At 67.4% G+C, this 15,135-nt stretch carries 12 protein-coding genes, 1 tRNA gene and 1 pseudogene; 4 read left to right on the top strand and 10 right to left on the bottom strand.

Going from position 1 to position 15,135, the window contains the following annotated elements:
- Window positions 1-114 precede the first annotated feature (114 nt).
- Both htpG and ACWDV4_RS30515 read right to left on the bottom strand, forming a co-directional pair.
- The gene (htpG, locus tag ACWDV4_RS30520) at window positions 115-2,028 is read right to left on the bottom strand and encodes a molecular chaperone HtpG (protein ID WP_449985916.1); all 1,914 of its coding nucleotides are present in this window, start codon (window positions 2,026-2,028) and stop codon (window positions 115-117) included.
- A 127-nt stretch (window positions 2,029-2,155) separates the two neighbouring features.
- Window positions 2,156-5,620, bottom strand: a complete 3,465-nt coding sequence (locus ACWDV4_RS30515; RefSeq protein ID WP_449985913.1) for a bifunctional proline dehydrogenase/L-glutamate gamma-semialdehyde dehydrogenase — start codon at window positions 5,618-5,620, stop codon at window positions 2,156-2,158.
- Window positions 5,621-5,737: 117 nt separating this feature from the next.
- On the opposite strand from ACWDV4_RS30515, the gene ACWDV4_RS30510 reads away from it, so the two are divergent.
- The gene (locus tag ACWDV4_RS30510; protein ID WP_449985911.1) at window positions 5,738-6,667 is read left to right on the top strand and encodes a LysR family transcriptional regulator; all 930 of its coding nucleotides are present in this window, start codon (window positions 5,738-5,740) and stop codon (window positions 6,665-6,667) included.
- Between the two features lie 34 nt (window positions 6,668-6,701).
- Here the strand turns inward: ACWDV4_RS30510 and ACWDV4_RS30505 are convergent, their stop codons facing one another.
- On the bottom strand, window positions 6,702-7,052 hold the full coding sequence (locus ACWDV4_RS30505) for a hypothetical protein (protein ID WP_449985909.1): 351 nt from the start codon (window positions 7,050-7,052) through the stop codon (window positions 6,702-6,704).
- A 3-nt stretch (window positions 7,053-7,055) separates the two neighbouring features.
- Window positions 7,056-7,277: a helix-turn-helix domain-containing protein gene (locus tag ACWDV4_RS30500; protein ID WP_449985906.1), complete on the bottom strand. Its 222-nt coding sequence runs from the start codon at window positions 7,275-7,277 to the stop codon at window positions 7,056-7,058.
- Window positions 7,278-7,403: 126 nt separating this feature from the next.
- On the opposite strand from ACWDV4_RS30500, the gene ACWDV4_RS30495 reads away from it, so the two are divergent.
- Window positions 7,404-7,928, top strand: coding sequence for an EamA family transporter (locus ACWDV4_RS30495; RefSeq protein ID WP_449985903.1), 525 nt, complete (start codon window positions 7,404-7,406; stop codon window positions 7,926-7,928).
- A gap of 110 nt (window positions 7,929-8,038) precedes the next feature.
- Here ACWDV4_RS30495 and ACWDV4_RS30490 read toward each other — a convergent pair whose 3' ends face one another.
- Window positions 8,039-9,142 (bottom strand): GNAT family N-acetyltransferase, encoded by a 1,104-nt coding sequence (locus tag ACWDV4_RS30490; RefSeq protein ID WP_449985900.1) that lies wholly within the window; start codon window positions 9,140-9,142, stop codon window positions 8,039-8,041.
- A 56-nt stretch (window positions 9,143-9,198) separates the two neighbouring features.
- Here ACWDV4_RS30490 and ACWDV4_RS30485 point away from each other — a divergent pair, with 56 nt between their 5' ends.
- Window positions 9,199-9,651, top strand: a complete 453-nt coding sequence (locus ACWDV4_RS30485; protein WP_449985898.1) for a MarR family winged helix-turn-helix transcriptional regulator — start codon at window positions 9,199-9,201, stop codon at window positions 9,649-9,651.
- Between the two features lie 90 nt (window positions 9,652-9,741).
- Here ACWDV4_RS30485 and ACWDV4_RS30480 read toward each other — a convergent pair.
- The 5 genes and pseudogenes from ACWDV4_RS30480 to ACWDV4_RS30460 all read right to left on the bottom strand — a co-directional run.
- A pseudogene (locus tag ACWDV4_RS30480) lies at window positions 9,742-10,634 on the bottom strand (carbohydrate ABC transporter permease); the annotation flags it as partial.
- Window positions 10,635-10,649: 15 nt separating this feature from the next.
- Window positions 10,650-11,546 carry a carbohydrate ABC transporter permease gene (locus ACWDV4_RS30475; protein ID WP_449985896.1) on the bottom strand — a complete coding sequence of 299 codons (897 nt, stop codon included), beginning with the start codon at window positions 11,544-11,546 and terminating at the stop codon, window positions 10,650-10,652.
- 92 nt (window positions 11,547-11,638) lie between these two features.
- Window positions 11,639-12,898, bottom strand: coding sequence for an ABC transporter substrate-binding protein (locus tag ACWDV4_RS30470; RefSeq protein WP_449985893.1), 1,260 nt, complete (start codon window positions 12,896-12,898; stop codon window positions 11,639-11,641).
- Between the two features lie 665 nt (window positions 12,899-13,563).
- Window positions 13,564-13,635: transfer RNA gene (locus ACWDV4_RS30465), tRNA-Val, on the bottom strand.
- Between the two features lie 50 nt (window positions 13,636-13,685).
- Window positions 13,686-14,198, bottom strand: coding sequence for a TIGR02611 family protein (locus ACWDV4_RS30460; protein ID WP_449985918.1), 513 nt, complete (start codon window positions 14,196-14,198; stop codon window positions 13,686-13,688).
- 361 nt (window positions 14,199-14,559) lie between these two features.
- Here ACWDV4_RS30460 and ACWDV4_RS30455 point away from each other — a divergent pair, with 361 nt between their 5' ends.
- Entirely contained in the window at window positions 14,560-14,991 is a 432-nt protein-coding gene (locus tag ACWDV4_RS30455; protein WP_007457244.1) for an SsgA family sporulation/cell division regulator, read from the top strand.
- The last annotated feature ends 144 nt before the right edge of the window (window positions 14,992-15,135 follow it).

Raw genomic sequence — 15,135 nt, 5'->3', positions numbered from 1 at the left:
AAGGGCCCCCTCCTATACAGAAAACGATAGAAAGGGGCCCCTCCAAACAAGCAACCACGAAGGGCCAGCCCACACCGGGGCTGGCCCTTCGTCGTGTCTGCCCGCCGCAGCGGCCTACAGGGTGCGGGCCAGCCGATCGGCCAACAGCCGGGTGAACCGGGACGGGTCCTTCAGTTCCCCGCCCTCGGCCAGCAGGGCCATGGCGTACAGCAGCTCGGCGGTCTCGGCCAGCACCTCTTCGTCCGTACCCTGCTCCTGGGCCTTACGCATGCCGGTCACCAGCGGATGCGTAGGGTTGATCTCCAGGATGCGCTTGACGTGCGGGACCTCCTGGCCCATCGCGCGATACAGCTTCTCCAGGGTCGGGGTCATGTCCTGAGCGTCCCCGACCAGGCAGGCCGGCGAGGTGGTCAGCCGGGACGAAAGCCGCACCTCCTTGACCTCGGCCGACAGCTTCCCGGTCAGCCAGGAGAGCAGTTCGGCGAAGTCCTTCTTGGCCTGCTCGCGCTCCGGCTCGGTGTCCGCCTTCTCGTCCTCGCTGTCGAGGTCGATCTGCCCCTTGGCGATGGACAGCAGCGGCTTGCCGTCGAACGCGCCGACCTGCTCCACCCACACCTCGTCGACCGGGTCGGTGAGGATCAGCACCTCGTAGCCCTTGGCCCGGAACGCCTCCATGTGCGGCGAGTTCTCGATCATGCCCCGGGACTCGCCGGTCATGTAGTAGATGTCCTTCTGGCCATCCTTCATGCGCTCGACGTACTGGCGCAGGGTGCTGGGCTGGTCAGCGTCGTGGGTCGAGTCGACCGAGACGATGTCCAGAATCAGTTCCTGGTTGTCACGGTCCTCGACCAGCCCCTCCTTGACAGCCCGACCGAACTCGTTCCAGAACGTCCGGTACCGCTCGGGCTGGTCGGCGAGCATCTCCTTCACCGTGCCGAGCACCTTCTTCACCAAGCGTCGACGTACGGCCTGGATCTGCCGGTCCTGCTGGAGGATCTCGCGGGAGATGTTGAGCGACAGGTCGTGCGCGTCGACGACGCCCTTGACGAAGCGCAGGTAGTTCGGCATGAGCGCTTCACAGTCATCCATGATGAAGACGCGCTTGACGTAGAGCTGTACCCCGCGCTTGCCCTCACGCATGAAGAGGTCGAACGGCGCGTGGTTCGGGATGAACAGCAGCGCCTCGTACTCGAAGGTCCCCTCCGCCTTCATGTGGATGGTTTCGAGGGGGTCGCTCCAGTCGTGGCTGACGTGCTTGTAGAACTCGTTGTACTCAGCCGGCTCGACCTCGCTCCGGGGCCGCGCCCACAGCGCCTTCATCGAGTTCAGCGTCTGCACGTCGTACGTCGTCGCGCCGGCCTCGTCGGTGTGCTCCGTCGTCATCCGGATCGGCCACGCGATGAAGTCGGAGTATCGCTTGACGATCTCCTTGATCTTCCACTCGGCCGCGTAGTCGAAGAGCTGGTCCTCGGTGTCCTCCGGCTTCAGGTGCAGCGTGACCGAGGTGCCCTGCGGAAGGTCGTCCACCGCCTCGATGACATAGGTGCCCTCACCGGTGGACTCCCAGCGGGTGCCCTCCTCCTGCCCGGCCCGGCGGGTCAACAACGTCACCCGGTCGGCCACCATGAAGGTCGAGTAGAAGCCCACCCCGAACTGCCCGATGAGCTCCTGCGACGCCGCCGCGTCCTTGGATTCCTTCATCCTCTGGAGCAGTTCCGCCGTACCCGATTTGGCGATCGTGCCGATCAGCGCGACGACGTCGTCGCGGGACATGCCGATACCGTTGTCGCGTACGGTGAGAGTGCGCTGTTCCTTGTCGACCTCGATGGCGATGTGCAGGTCGGAGGTGTCGACCTGCAGTTCCTTGTCGATGAGCGACTCGAGACGCAGCTTGTCCAGGGCGTCCGAGGCGTTGGAGATGAGTTCCCGCAGGAAGATGTCTTTGTTGGAGTAGATCGAGTGGACCATCAACTGCAACAGTTGACGCGTCTCGGCCTGGAACTCCAACGTTTCAATCCGACTACTCAATCCGACTCCCTCTGAGGACAGATTCCTGTCGACAGGATACGAGTCGCGCTGGCCACCGCCGAAACGGTCGCCGGTGGCCAGCGCGATCGCGTCAGAGTAGGCCGTCGGGTTGGAACAGGCCGCCGCGTCAGAGTAGGCCGTCGGAGAGGTGGCTGGGGTTGCCGAACCGGTGTGCGGTGATGCTGACCGCCTGCTCGCGGACGAACGGCAGCAGTTCCACCCGACCGGCCTCGGTCACCGGCCCCGACCAGACGGCCAGGTCAGGCCGTCCGTCGGTCGCCGTGGCCAACCGCGCGGCCGACTCACCGATCAACCGGATCCGCCCGGCGTCGTACGTCGCCACCCGGGCGAGCCAGGCCGCCTCGTCCTCGACAGTGACCTGGTCACTGACCGCCGACACCGCCGCTTGGAGCGGACCGGACAGCGGTACGCCGGTCGAGACGCGCATCGGTGCACCGGCGAGTACGCCAGCGACCAGCACCCGGATCAGAGCGGCGAGCGGTTCGTCCGTACCTCGACGCACCGTCACCGGGTGCGGCCGGTAGCGCAGTACGTTGCGCTCGGCCGCCAACTGCGAGACGTCGGCCGGTGGGAAGATCTGTGCCCAGGCTGCCGCGTCACTGCGGGCTGCTCGCTCGACGAAGGCGAAGTCCTCGGCGGGCAGGGCAGACCGCGCGGCAGCCAGCAGCGACACCACGGCGGAGCTGCCGATCTCCGCCTCGGCGGTCGAGCGGGCGGGGCTCCACCCGCCCAGCCCGACCAGGTAGTGCGGGCCGCCGGCCTTCGTGCCGGGGCCGACGGCGGACTTCTTCCACCCACCGAACGGCTGCCGGCGAACGATGGCACCGGTGATGCCCCGGTTCACGTACAGGTTGCCGGCCTGGATCCGGTCCAGCCACCGGCCAAGCTCGGCGGATTCCAGCGAGTGCAGCCCGGAGGTCAGCCCGTAGTCGACCTCGTTGACGATGTCGATGGCCTCGTCGAGGGTCGCGGCGGTCATGATGCCGAGGATCGGCCCGAAGAACTCGGTGCGGTGATAGACCGAGCCACGACGTACGCCGTCCCGGACGCCGGGGCTCCACAGCCGTCCCGACTCGTCGAGTTGCTTCGGCTGCAACAGCCACCGCTCCCCCTCGCCGAGTTCGGTGAGGCCAGCCAGGAGCTTGCCGGTCGCCGGTTCGATGACCGGTCCCATCTGGGTACGGGCATCGGTGGGGTAGCCGACGGTCAGTGAGGAGACCGCGTCGAGGAGCTGGGTACGGAACCGCTCGGAGCGGGCAACCTCGCCGACCAGTACGACGAGTGAGGCGGCGGAGCACTTCTGCCCGGCGTGCCCGAAGGCGGACGAGACGACGTCCTTCACCGCGAGGTCCAGGTCGGCGCTGGGTGTCACGATGATGGCGTTCTTGCCACTGGTCTCGGCGAGCAGCGGCAGGTCCGGTCGGAAGGACCGGAACAGCTGTGCGGTCTCGTAGGCCCCGGTCAGGATCACCCGGTCCACGAGTGGGTGCTTGATCAGCGTCGCACCGAGTTCGTTCTCAGCCACCTGGATCAGCGCCAGCAACTCTGCGGGCGCACCGGCCGCCACCAGCGCCGACCCGATGGCGTCGGCGATGATCGCGCCACAGCGCTCGGCCGGACCGGCGGGCTTGAGTACGACGCCCGAGCCGGCGGCCAGCGCCGCGAGCACCGAACCGGCCGGGATCGCCACCGGGAAGTTCCACGGTGGCGTGACGACCGTGACGCGGGCCGGTACGAAGCTCGCCCCGTCGACGTCGTCCAGCTCGCGGGCCAGCTCGGCGTAGTAGTGGGCGAAGTCGACGGCCTCGGACACCTCGGGGTCGGCCTGGTCCATGGTCTTGCCGGCCTCGGCGGCCATCACCTCGATCAGCTCGGCCCGGCGCGCCTCGATGGCCTGGCCGACCCGATGCAGGACAGCACCCCGTTCCGCACCGGTCCGGGCGGCCCAGTCGGCGGCGGCGGTCGAGGTCCGCCGCAGTACGTCGTCCAGGGCCGAGGCGTCGGTCACCCGGGCCGCCTCGATCGCGTCGACGCCCAGCCGGGAGGTGGGCACCCGGGCCAGCAGCTCCCGTACCCATTCGCGGTTCGCCGGTACGGCGGGGTCGGTGTCCGGGGTGTTCTCGAAGTGCCCCTCGCGCGGCTCCTCGACGGCGGCGTACCGGTCGGCGGTGCGGTGTGGCTCGGGCACCTCGTCGTCGAGCGCGGCCAGCGAGGCCAGGAAACGGTCCTTCTCGCGGGCGAACAGCCCGGGGTTGGAGTCCAGCTCGAAAACGGCCGACATGAAGTTCTCGCTGCTGGCCCCCTCTTCGAGGCGGCGAATGAGGTAGGCGATGGCGACGTCGAACTGCTGCGGCCGGACCACCGGGGTGTAGAGCAGCAGTCCACCGACCTCACGGCGTACCGCTTCGGCCTGCCCCTGGGCCATGCCGAGCAGCATCTCGAACTCGATGCCGTCGCGGACCTGCCGTCGGCCAGCGAGCAGCCAGGCGTACGCCACGTCGAAGAGGTTGTGGCCGGCCACGCCGAGGCGGACGTTGCGGATCCGTTCGGGGTGCAGCGCGTAGTGCAGGACCCGCTTGTAGTTCGTGTCCGAGTCCTGCTTGCTGCCCCAGGTCGCCAGCGGCCAGCCGTGCAGGGTGGCCTCCACCTGCTCCATCGGCAGGTTCGCCCCCTTGACGAGGCGTACCTTGATGCCGGCACCGCCGCGCTCCCGGCGTCGCGCCGACCACTCCTGCAGCCGGATCATGGCACTCAACGCGTCCGGCAGGTACGCCTGCAGGACGATGCCCGCCTCCAGGTGCAGGAACTCCGGCCGGTCCAGTAGTTCGGTGAAGACGGCGATGGTGAGGTCGAGGTCCTTGTATTCCTCCATGTCCAGGTTGATGAACTTGGGGGTGGCGGCGGAGGCGGCCGTGGTGAACAGCGGGGTGAGTTCCTCGACGATGTCCGCGACTGCTTCCTCGAAGGCCCACGGGTTGTGCGGGGCGACGGTCGAGGAGACCTTGATCGAGACGTAGTCGACGTCGTCCCGGGTGAGCAGGCGTTGGGTCTCCTGCACCCGACGGTGGGCCTCGCCGCGTCCCAGCACCGCCTCGCCGAGCAGGTTGACGTTGAGTCGTACGCCCCGGGCGCGGATACGCCGGATGGCCTTGCCGAGCCGGGCGTCGGTCGCGTCGACGATCAGGTGACCGACCATCCGGCGCAGGACCTTGCGGGCGATCGGCACCACGACCCCCGGCAGCACCGGGGCGAGTACGCCACCGAGGCGTACGGCGGCCCGCAGCGGGGCGGGCAGGAACGACGGTACGCCCGGGGCGAGGGCGGCCAGGGCCTGCGCGCTGACGCGTACGTCCTCGGGGCGGACAACGCCGTCCACGAAGCCCACCGCGAAGGCGAGGCCGTTCGGGTCGCGCAACAGGCCGGCCAGCTGAGCTGCCGAGGCGTCGACGGGGAAGGCCGACGCCTCGGTGAGCCAGCGGCGCACCAGGGCGATGGTCTCCTGCGCGAGGTCGTCGCCGGGGCGTCCGTCGGATGCCTCGGCGGGTCCGGAACGGGCGGTGAGGTCTGTCATGCGGGCTGGCTCCTACGGTCGGTCACAGCCCCAGTGTCACGCCAATCGAGGATTAGGATAAGCGACGCTTTTTGAGGTCTATTCTTAAGTTCTACTTACGCAACCTTGGAGGTCGCAGTGCTCGACGTTCGGCGCTTGGTGCTGCTGCGCGAGTTGGCCGTTCGCGGCACCGTGACCGCCGTCGCCGAGGCGTTGAACTTCACCCCGTCCGCCGTCTCGCAACAGTTGAGCCAACTGGAGAAGGAAACCGGCATGACGTTGCTGCGCCGGGCCGGCCGGCGGCTCCAGTTGACGCCGCAGGCGGAGGTGCTGGTGGTGTCGGCGGGCGAGGTGCTCAACACCCTCGAACGGGCCGAGGCCGAGCTGCAGGCGTCGCTGACCAAGGTGAGCGGCAATGTCCGGGTGGCGGTCTTCCAGTCGGCGGCGCTGGCGCTGATGCCCAGCACCCTGCGCAGCATGGCCCTGCGCTATCCGGACGTCCGGATCGAGATGGTGCAGCGGGAGCCGGAACAGGCTCTGCGGGAGACATGGGCCCGCGACTTCGACATGGTGATCGCCGAGCAGTACCCGGCCCACGCCGCACCGCATCATCCCGGCCTGGACCGCCGCAACCTGACCACCGACGCCATCCGGCTCGCCCTACCCGCCGAGGAGGCGGCGCTCTGGCCGGTCGAGTCGCTACACGACGCCCGACGCGTGCCGTGGGTCATGGAACCGCGCGGCACCGCCTCCCGGCACTTCGCCGAACAACTGTGTCGCAGCGCCGGCTTCGAGCCCGACGTACGTTACGAGACAGCCGACCTACAGGCACAGATCCGCCTCGTCGAGTCGGGCAACGCGGTCGCGCTCATCCCGGACCTCGTCTGGGCCGGTCGGAGCACCACCTGCCGGCTCGTGGAACTGCCCGACGCACCTCGGCGCACCATCTTCACCGCCCAGCGGCTCGCGGGGGCCAAGTCGCCCGCCGCCCGCGCCTTCCGGCAGGCCCTGGAACACGAAGCCGCCGCCCGAGCAGCCGAAGAGGGTGGCCGCACGGCATCGTCCTGAGGGTCCTCGTCGGCCCAGCTGAGGAAATAGGCACTCAGCCGCGCGGGCCGGCACCGTGCAGCAGAGTGTCGATGATGCGGGTGGCGAGGGCGTCCGGGTCAGCGCCGCCCGTATCGCCGTGCAGGGATTCCCCGAGGAGCGCGTAGTAGACCCGGCGCACCCAGTTAAGGTCGGCTTCCTCGTCGATGAGCTTGTCGGCTTGAGCCCGCTCCAGCACGGCAATGCAGCGGCGGGCGATGTCCTGCTGGAGGAGAGCGGCCTCGCTGTCCGGGTCTGCCGGAAGCCCCAGGGCGAACGCCCAGGCGCCCTTGACCTGGAGCACGTTGGCGGTGATCCGGTGCATCGCCACCAGTGGCGGTGCGGTGTCCGGCCTGCCGTCCTCCACCGCCTAGGCAAGCTGGCGGGCTGCGGACGAGGCCAGCGCATCGATCAACGCCTGACGATTGGCGAACCGGCGGTGGATCGTCGTCCGGGCTACGCCCGCGGCTGCGGCGATCTGCTCCATGGATGCGCCGGGCTCTTCGGCGAGCACCCGCTCAGCCGCCTCCAGGATCGCGCGCACGCTGCGCTCCGCGTCCGCCCGCAATGATCGTGCTGCCGTCTCGCCCATCACGCCTCCCGTAGGCCGGCCCCGCCATGATCGGCACCGTGGTCGGCGCCGTCCCCTCGTACTCGCCCTCGTCGGGCCATTGATGGAACGCCGACGCCCCGCCCCCCGCACCGTCGCGCGGCAATCGTGGTCGCACTTGGCGCAGCCGTCGCCGCCGGCCTCGGCTCGGGTAGCTTGCCGGGCCTCCTGCTGTCCCTGGGCGCACTCGCCGGCGAGGTGGCCTTCTCCCTGCTCGCCATTCCCCTCCTGCCCAAACTCGGCCCCCTGCGAGTAGCCGCCTATCCCGCCGCTCTGTCCGTACCCATGCTGCTGGCGGCGAGCCTCACCCTGGACGGTACGGACTCCCTGCGCCTGCCCACGCCCAGCCAAGCAGCCGCCTTCGGCTACCTTGGCGCGATCGTCACCGCAGCCGCCTTCTTCCTCTGGTACGACGCACTGCGCCGCCTCGGTGCCGACCGCGCGGGCCTGTTCGCCGGTCTCGTACCGGTGGGTGCCCTGCTCACCACCGTCACACTCGGCCTCGGCCAGGCGGGTCCCGCCGATGTCACCGGCACCCTGCTCGTCGCCGCAGGCGTCGTCGTCGGCCTGCGACAGTCCAGCCACGACAGCCGAGTACCGCACCGTCCCCGCGCATACGCCAGCCATTCGTAGTGGGCGTACGCGCGGGCTCCAAGACAGCAACCGAGGCTGACGCCCAGGTAGGAACGGTCAGGTAGACGGTGTTGACTCTGCTGCGGGCCTCGGGTCCTGACGGAGTCTGGTCACACGACGCTGGCGATCGGTTGCCGCTGTTTGGTGAGGTGGACGATGCCATCCGAGGTGCCGTCAGCATCGGTGAGGACATAGCCGGCGCGTTCGTACAGCTTGATGTTGTCGGTGCTGCGGTAGCCGGTGAACAGCTCGTAGTACGCGGTTTCCTCGGGTGCCTGCTGTTCGGCATACGAGAGGAGCCAGGAACCGATGCCGTTTCCGGCCTGGTCGGGAGCCACCATGAGACGACCGATCAGCCACGCATTCCCCTGTGCCCGGGCGCGGACCGATGCCACCAGACGCCCGTGTCGGCGTACGCACCACAGCTGCCACGTCGACATCGATTCGCGCAGGTCATCGAGGGTGTCCCGCAGCGCCGGCAGGTCGAGGGTGTCGTTCGCGAAGGCCTCCTGCACCCAGCAGCACCGCTGGAGCACGAGCAGCTCGGCCAAATCGTCAGGCTGAGCTGCGGTCAGCGTGAGTCCGTCGACCGGCCCGGACACGCCGGTGACCGCACTGTCGGGTTCGGTGCGTAGGGACCGCATCACTGAGGCCACCCGGGTCAGCTCAAGCAGCATTCCGCGAGCGGCTTCATCGAGTGCTGCGGACTGTTGGACCTGCCCGTCGTGGATGCTGTCGGCAATGCGCAGGGCGACGGTGGCGCCGATGGGCATCATCTTCAAGGTGGTGACGACCTGCTTGGCCATCTGCACCGAGCGGGTGCCGGCCGAAGTGTTGCCGTAGCTGACGAACCCTACCGGCTTCCACGCCCACTCGTGATAAAGGAAGTCGAGGGCGTTCTTCAACGCCGCCGGCATGCCGTAGTTGTACTCCGGTGTCACCACCACGAACGCGTCAGCTGCGGCAACCCGTCGGCTCCATGCGCGGGTGTGCTCGTGTACGTAGATGCCACTGGAGGGATGCTCGGGCTCGTCGAGCAGCGGCAGTCCGATGTCGGCCAGGTCCGCGACGTCGAGAGTGACCCCGCCCGCCGCAGCTGCCGGACGGGCCGCCTGGACGAACCAGTTGGCGATCGCCGGTCCCAGCCGTCCGGGGCGGGTGCTCGCGACGATGACCAACACGTGCTGGGGCACACTCGATGCGTTTGATGACATGTCACAGACTCTAGCCGACGCTTCTGTGACACGTCAACGAGGTGTAGTGTGACCGAATGGACACGGTCTGGCTGAACGAGGACGAGGAACACGCGTGGCGGGCTTTCCGCCGCCTGTTGATAGCGCTGCCGGCACGGCTCAGCCAGGACCTGGCCCGCGACTCAGGGCTGTCACCAGCCGACTACGAGGTGCTGAGCACGCTGTCGGAAAAACCGAACCATCGGTGGGCGCTCAAGGACCTCGCCGCCAAGATGGAATGGTCACGCAGCCGGCTGTCCCACCACGCGACCCGCATGCAGACCCGGGGACTCATCGACAAGGAGCCCGATCCGCAGGACGCGCGAGGCTGCATCCTGCACCTGACCGACGAAGGCTTCAGAGTGCTGGATGAGGCCGCCCCGCACCATGTCGTTTCCGTACGCGCGCGCTTCCTCGATCACCTAAACCCCGACGAACTCGCGGTGCTGCGCGAACTATCAACCCGGATCGCCGAACTACCTGACCGATGATGCGTGCCGTATCCGGGCCACCACATCGGATGGCATTCCATCGCGGGCGGCACCACCCGGACGACCGGTAACCCCCGAAGCCAGGATTGGTCAGCCCTTGACCGAACCAGCCATGAGCCCGCCGATGAACCAGCGGCCGAGCAGGATGTAGACCACCAGGGTGGGCAGTGAGGTGATGAGTGCACCGGCCATCGAGGCGGCGTAGTCCGGCGACTGGGCACCGGCGAGGGCGTTAAGCGCGATGGTGATGGGACCGTTCCGCGTGTTGGACAGGAAGATCGCGAACAGGTAGTCGTTCCACGCCGAGGTGAACTGCCAGATGATCGTGACGACGAATCCGGGGATCGAAAGCGGCAGGATGACGGACCTGAACGTGCGGACGAGGCCGGCCCCGTCGATACTGCTCGCCTCGACGAGTTCGAGGGGCACCGTGGTGGCGTAGTAGTTGCGGAAGATCAGGGTGCAGATCGGTATTCCGTAGATGACGTGGACCAGGAGCAGGGTCCAGATTCCCTTGGGCACCCCGAGCCAGGAGACGACCTCCCCAAGGGGAATCATCACGGCCTGGTACGGGATGAACATGCCGAAGAGGATGAGGGTGAAGAACACGTCGGCAGCCGGCAGCCGCCACCGGGACAGGATGAAGCCGTTGGCCGCGCCGATGAACGAGGAGATGACCGCGACCGGAATCGCCAGGGCAAAAGTACGGAAGAACGACTCGCTCAGCCGGTCCCATGCCTTGGCCCACGAGGCGACGGTCCAGTGCTCCGGAAGGTTCCACTGCCCGGTGACGCCGATCTCGCTACCGGACTTGAAGCTCGTCACCACCAGTACGTACATCGGCATCAGCACCACCACGACGAAGCCGACCAGCACCGCGTAGCGCACGGTGCGGGCGGCGGCAGCACCGACACGGGCGACGCTCCGGTGGTCTCCTCGCGTCGGTTGGGTCGCCGGGGTGGTGTCGGGACGGGACGCGGCGGCGGTCAGATCCGTGCTCATGAACGCTTCTCCACCCGGTTGACGTGGATAAGGTAGGGCACGATCACCAGCGCCACCGCGATCAGCAGCAGGATAGAAATCGCCGCTGCCTTGGCCTGGTCGTTGGTGAGCAGCGTCTGCCAGACATACACGGCGGGGACCTCGGTGAGGTACTGCGGCCCGGACACCGACATGATCAGGTCGAACATCTTCATCGACATGTGCCCCGTAATGATCAACGCCGACAGCGCAACCGGGGTCAGCTGCGGGAACAGAACGTGCCGGTAGAGCCGGAAGGTCGAGCAGCCATCCATGAGGGCCGCCTCGCGTAGTTCAGCCGGGATGCCGCGGAACCCAGCCAGGAACAGCGCCATGACGTATCCGGCCAGCTGCCAGATCGCCGGCACGGCCATTGCCGCCATGCCCCAGTCCGGATCGGTCCACCAGCGGTTCTCGAGGAAACCCAGCCCGAGCCCGTTGAAGACGGCGTTGAGGCCGCCGGCGTTGTCGCCGGTGCCGGGATTCATCAGCCACCGCCACACCACGCCGGAGGCCACGAAGGAGACCGCCATCGGGAACAGGTAGACAGCACGGAAGAAGCCTTCACCGCGTACGCCGCGCTCCAACAGGACCGCCCACAACACTCCGAGCAGCAGCGCCCCACCGATGAACACGACGGTGAAGATTCCGAGGTTCTTCAGCGAGTGCACGAACCGGTCGTTGATGTCATCCGTGAACAGGTTCGTGTAGTTGTCCGGGCCCACGTATCCCGCTGCTGGGCGCGCGTTGTGCTTGTCCTGTAGCGACAGGTTCACCGTCCAGCCGATCAGGCCATAGACGAACACCGCCAGCAGGAGCAGGGACGGTGAGAGCACGATCAGCGCCGGCGCCCAGCGCCGTAACCGGTGACGCATCCTCGCGCCTCCTCTGGTGACATCGACGGACACCGGGGTCGGCCGGGTCTGCGGAGTCCACCGCACCGCACGGACCCGGCCGCTCCTACTTGCTACTTGCCGACGAACTGCTTGGCCGCCGTGACGAGCGCCGTCCGCAGCGCTGCCTTGTCACCATCGCTGGAGAACTTGCCCATGGCCGAACCGAGGGCGCCCTGCCAGCCCTGGGAGCAGGCCGAGCCGTGGGCGCACGACGGCACCTGCGTCTGGGTCTTCCAATCCGCCATGGCGGCCTGCTGGTAGCTCGGGTAGTCGACGGAATCGGCGTCGGTACGGGCCGGGATCGAGCCTTTCTTCGTGTTGAACGCCTTCTGCCCGGCAGCACTGCCCACCGTCTTCAGCCAACACTTCGTGCCCTCGGCGTTCTTGGCATCCTTCGGCAGCACGAACGAGTCGGCCAGCCACTGGAAGGTGGTGCCGTTGCCCGGGAAGGTGGAGAAGGCATAGCCGGTGAACTGCTTCGTGTCGAGGTCGGCCGCCTCCCAGTCACCCATCAACTGATAGCCGGCCTTCCCGTCCATGAGCAGTTTCTCGGCGTCGGTCCAGTCGAAGGTGTCCCGGGTGTCCTTGTTGGTATAGGTCAGCAGCCTGGCGTAGTCGTCGATCGCCTTGGCCACCTCCGGGCTGTCCCACGGCGTCTGGCCGTTCCACAACCCGGTGAACTGCGCCGGCCCAAGGTCGCTGATCAGCACGACCTCGAAGAGCATCAGCTGGGTCCAGTCCTTGCCCAGCGCCAGCGGCGTGACCCCCTTGGCCTTCAGCTTCTCCAGGTCGGCGAAGAAGCCGTCGAGGGTCGTAGCGTCCTTGCTGATGCCCGCCGTCGCCAGGACCGACTTGTTGCTCCACAGCACGTTCGCCCGGTGGATGTTCGCCGGCACCGAGTAGATCTTCCCGTCGACGGTCAGGTTGTCGATCAGGCCCTTGGGGAAGGCGTTGGTCAAGCCCCACTGCTGGTACTCGTCGCTGAGGTCCTCGATCTGGCCGGCGTTGATGTAGTCGATCAGCTCGGCACCGGCGTGCGCCTGGAATGTGTCCGGCGGGTCGGCCTGACTCAACCGCGACGCCAGCACCTGCTTGGCGTTGGAACCGGCCCCACCCGCGACCGCCCCGTTGACGAACCGGTACTCGGCACAGTCAGTGCCGAAGGCCGCGACGAGCCCGTCCAGCCCCGCCTTCTCGCCACCATCGGCCCACCAGGTGAACACCTCGACGTCCTTGCTGTTACCGCCGGCGTCGTCGGTCCCGCACGCCGTGCCTACCAGCAATGCACACACGGCGACCAAGGCACCGGCCATTCTGGTCGAAGTTCGCATACACCCCTCCAGGCGGATATGACATCGTTGTCCGGTTCACGTGTCGGCCAGGCTTCACCACAGCACAGATCTTTGTCAATGAGAGATCCTGACTCACTTCAATCCGGACAGCACCTCGGCGATCAGCCGAATTCAAGGCCGCCCGCTCGACGTCGGGCAGCAGACCCTCCATCAGAGCCATCGGCAGAAGGCATCCCGTTCGAACCGCGAAGCCAGTGACTGTGGACTCGAACGCGCCACTGGTGTCGCCTCGGCTGCAGGACCGACCCAACAGCGTCACGCCCGCGTAGCCGGCGGCGGAGAGCAGCGCGTACCCGATGCCCAGAAGCGGAGCGGACCGATACTCCCGTCCACTCCTACCGAGAGCAGCACCCGGCCGACGACACCGCTCGCCACTACGGCGGCTCCGGCGACGCCGGTCCGCTCCCCCAGCACGAGCTGGGCTCCGACGGTGGCCTCCAGACAGGTCCAGGATGGCTTTACGAGGGCGGCTGGGACACGGACGCGCCTGGCATCGCCGGCGGCTGTTATCGAGGGGTAGGCACGCGCATCCCAGAGGCGTTGTTAAGCGCCGCGGCTCATGGGCGACTCATGATCTAGTCAGCGAATGATTTAGGGCCAGATCTGATAGTTCAGATCTGGCCCTAAACTGCAAATATTTAATGTGGGCGATACTGGGATCGAACCAGTGACCTCTTCGGTGTGAACGAAGCGCTCTCCCGCTGAGCTAATCGCCCCCAGCGCGGATGACTGTACCTGATCAGGTAGGCACCGCGCATCTTCGGGGTCAGGTCGTCGCCAGGTACGCCAGCACCTGAGCGATCACGTCGATACCCAGGCCCAACTTCAGTGAGAGCCAGACCACAAACCCGACGAACAGTAGCCCCACCGCGCCGATCACGAACCGCACCGGCAACGACTGGCGGGTGACCCATCTGGTCCAGCCCCGGACCTTCTGCCGGGTGAAGCCGAGTAGCCGTTTGGCCCAGTGGAACTCCACCGCCCAGATGCCAAGCCCGGCGATGACGATCAACCAGCCCGGCCCCGGAAGGGGGATGAGGGTGACGCCAACGGCGACCACAAGCGCCCCGGCGACCGCCACGAGCGCCTTGAGCGTGATCCGTCCGGTCGGGTTGGCTCGGATGATCTCAAGCGTGGTTCGCAGCCGCTGCCGCCGGGTTCGCCGTTGGGGCTCGGCAACAGCCGTACCGCTGGCCGCCCCTTCCCCCAGGGGCGCACGCCGCCGATCCTGCGCCGCGTAGTCGTCCTCTGGCACGTCCTTACCCCGCTCCCCGTTCATGTTTCCCAGCTCCGCCGCAACCTCCTGCGCCACTTCGGGCGTCAAGACCCGAACGACTTGTTCCATTGAGGATGGATTCGGAACCATTTCGCCCCCCAGTGTCACCCTGGCCCGTCACTCGATGGGACGACTGGACGTTACCGGAGTGAGTCGACGACTGAATCACCCGAGCCCGGGCGGGATCATGCACTTGGGCGAAACCGGATACTCTACTCGAATTTTTGCATTCAAGCGGCGTTTCCGAATTCCTTCCCACCACCGGGTGAAGTCAGCGTATGGCGGAGCGTAGCCGGGAGTATCACCTGAGTATGGGAAAAGCGGAACACGCGCGTTCCGCAGCGGTGCCGGGGGGAGAACGTCCATGAGTGTCATCCGACCCACGACCGTCGAGGTCGAGACGTCGTTAAGGCTCGTCGCACCTGATGCCACCGCTCTGCCGGTGCGCGCCAGTCTGCGCTACGACCCTGCTGACCCGTATGCGGTCCATGTCCTATTTCATGCAGAATCAGCTGGCGGCGAGGCGGTGAGTTGGTCGTTTGCCCGCGAATTGCTCGTCACCGGGCTCGATGAACCCGCTGGAATCGGCGACGTACGGGTCTGGCCCTGGGCCACGCCCCGCGGCGACTTCGTAGCGCTTGCCCTTTCCTCACCGGATGGCAATGCGCTTTTCGAGGTGCCACGTAGCGTCCTGGTCCGTTTCCTGCGGCGCACCTACGTGGTGGTGCCCCGGGGTCGGGAGGCCGAACACCTGGATGTCGACACCGCGGTCAACCGGCTTCTCGCCGGCCGCTGACCGACCAACAAGAACAACCGGCGCCGCGCGGACCTGCCGAGTCCGCGCGGGGGGGACCCCCCCGGATACCCCCGGGTCGCAGCGCGCGCCGCGGGCGCCGGCCCCCCCCGCGGAGGGGCGCCGGGGGCTATGTGACCTTCTGTG

Source organism: Micromonospora sp. NPDC003197 (genome assembly GCF_053590565.1).
This window is presented reverse-complemented; position numbering and strand designations above follow the sequence as displayed.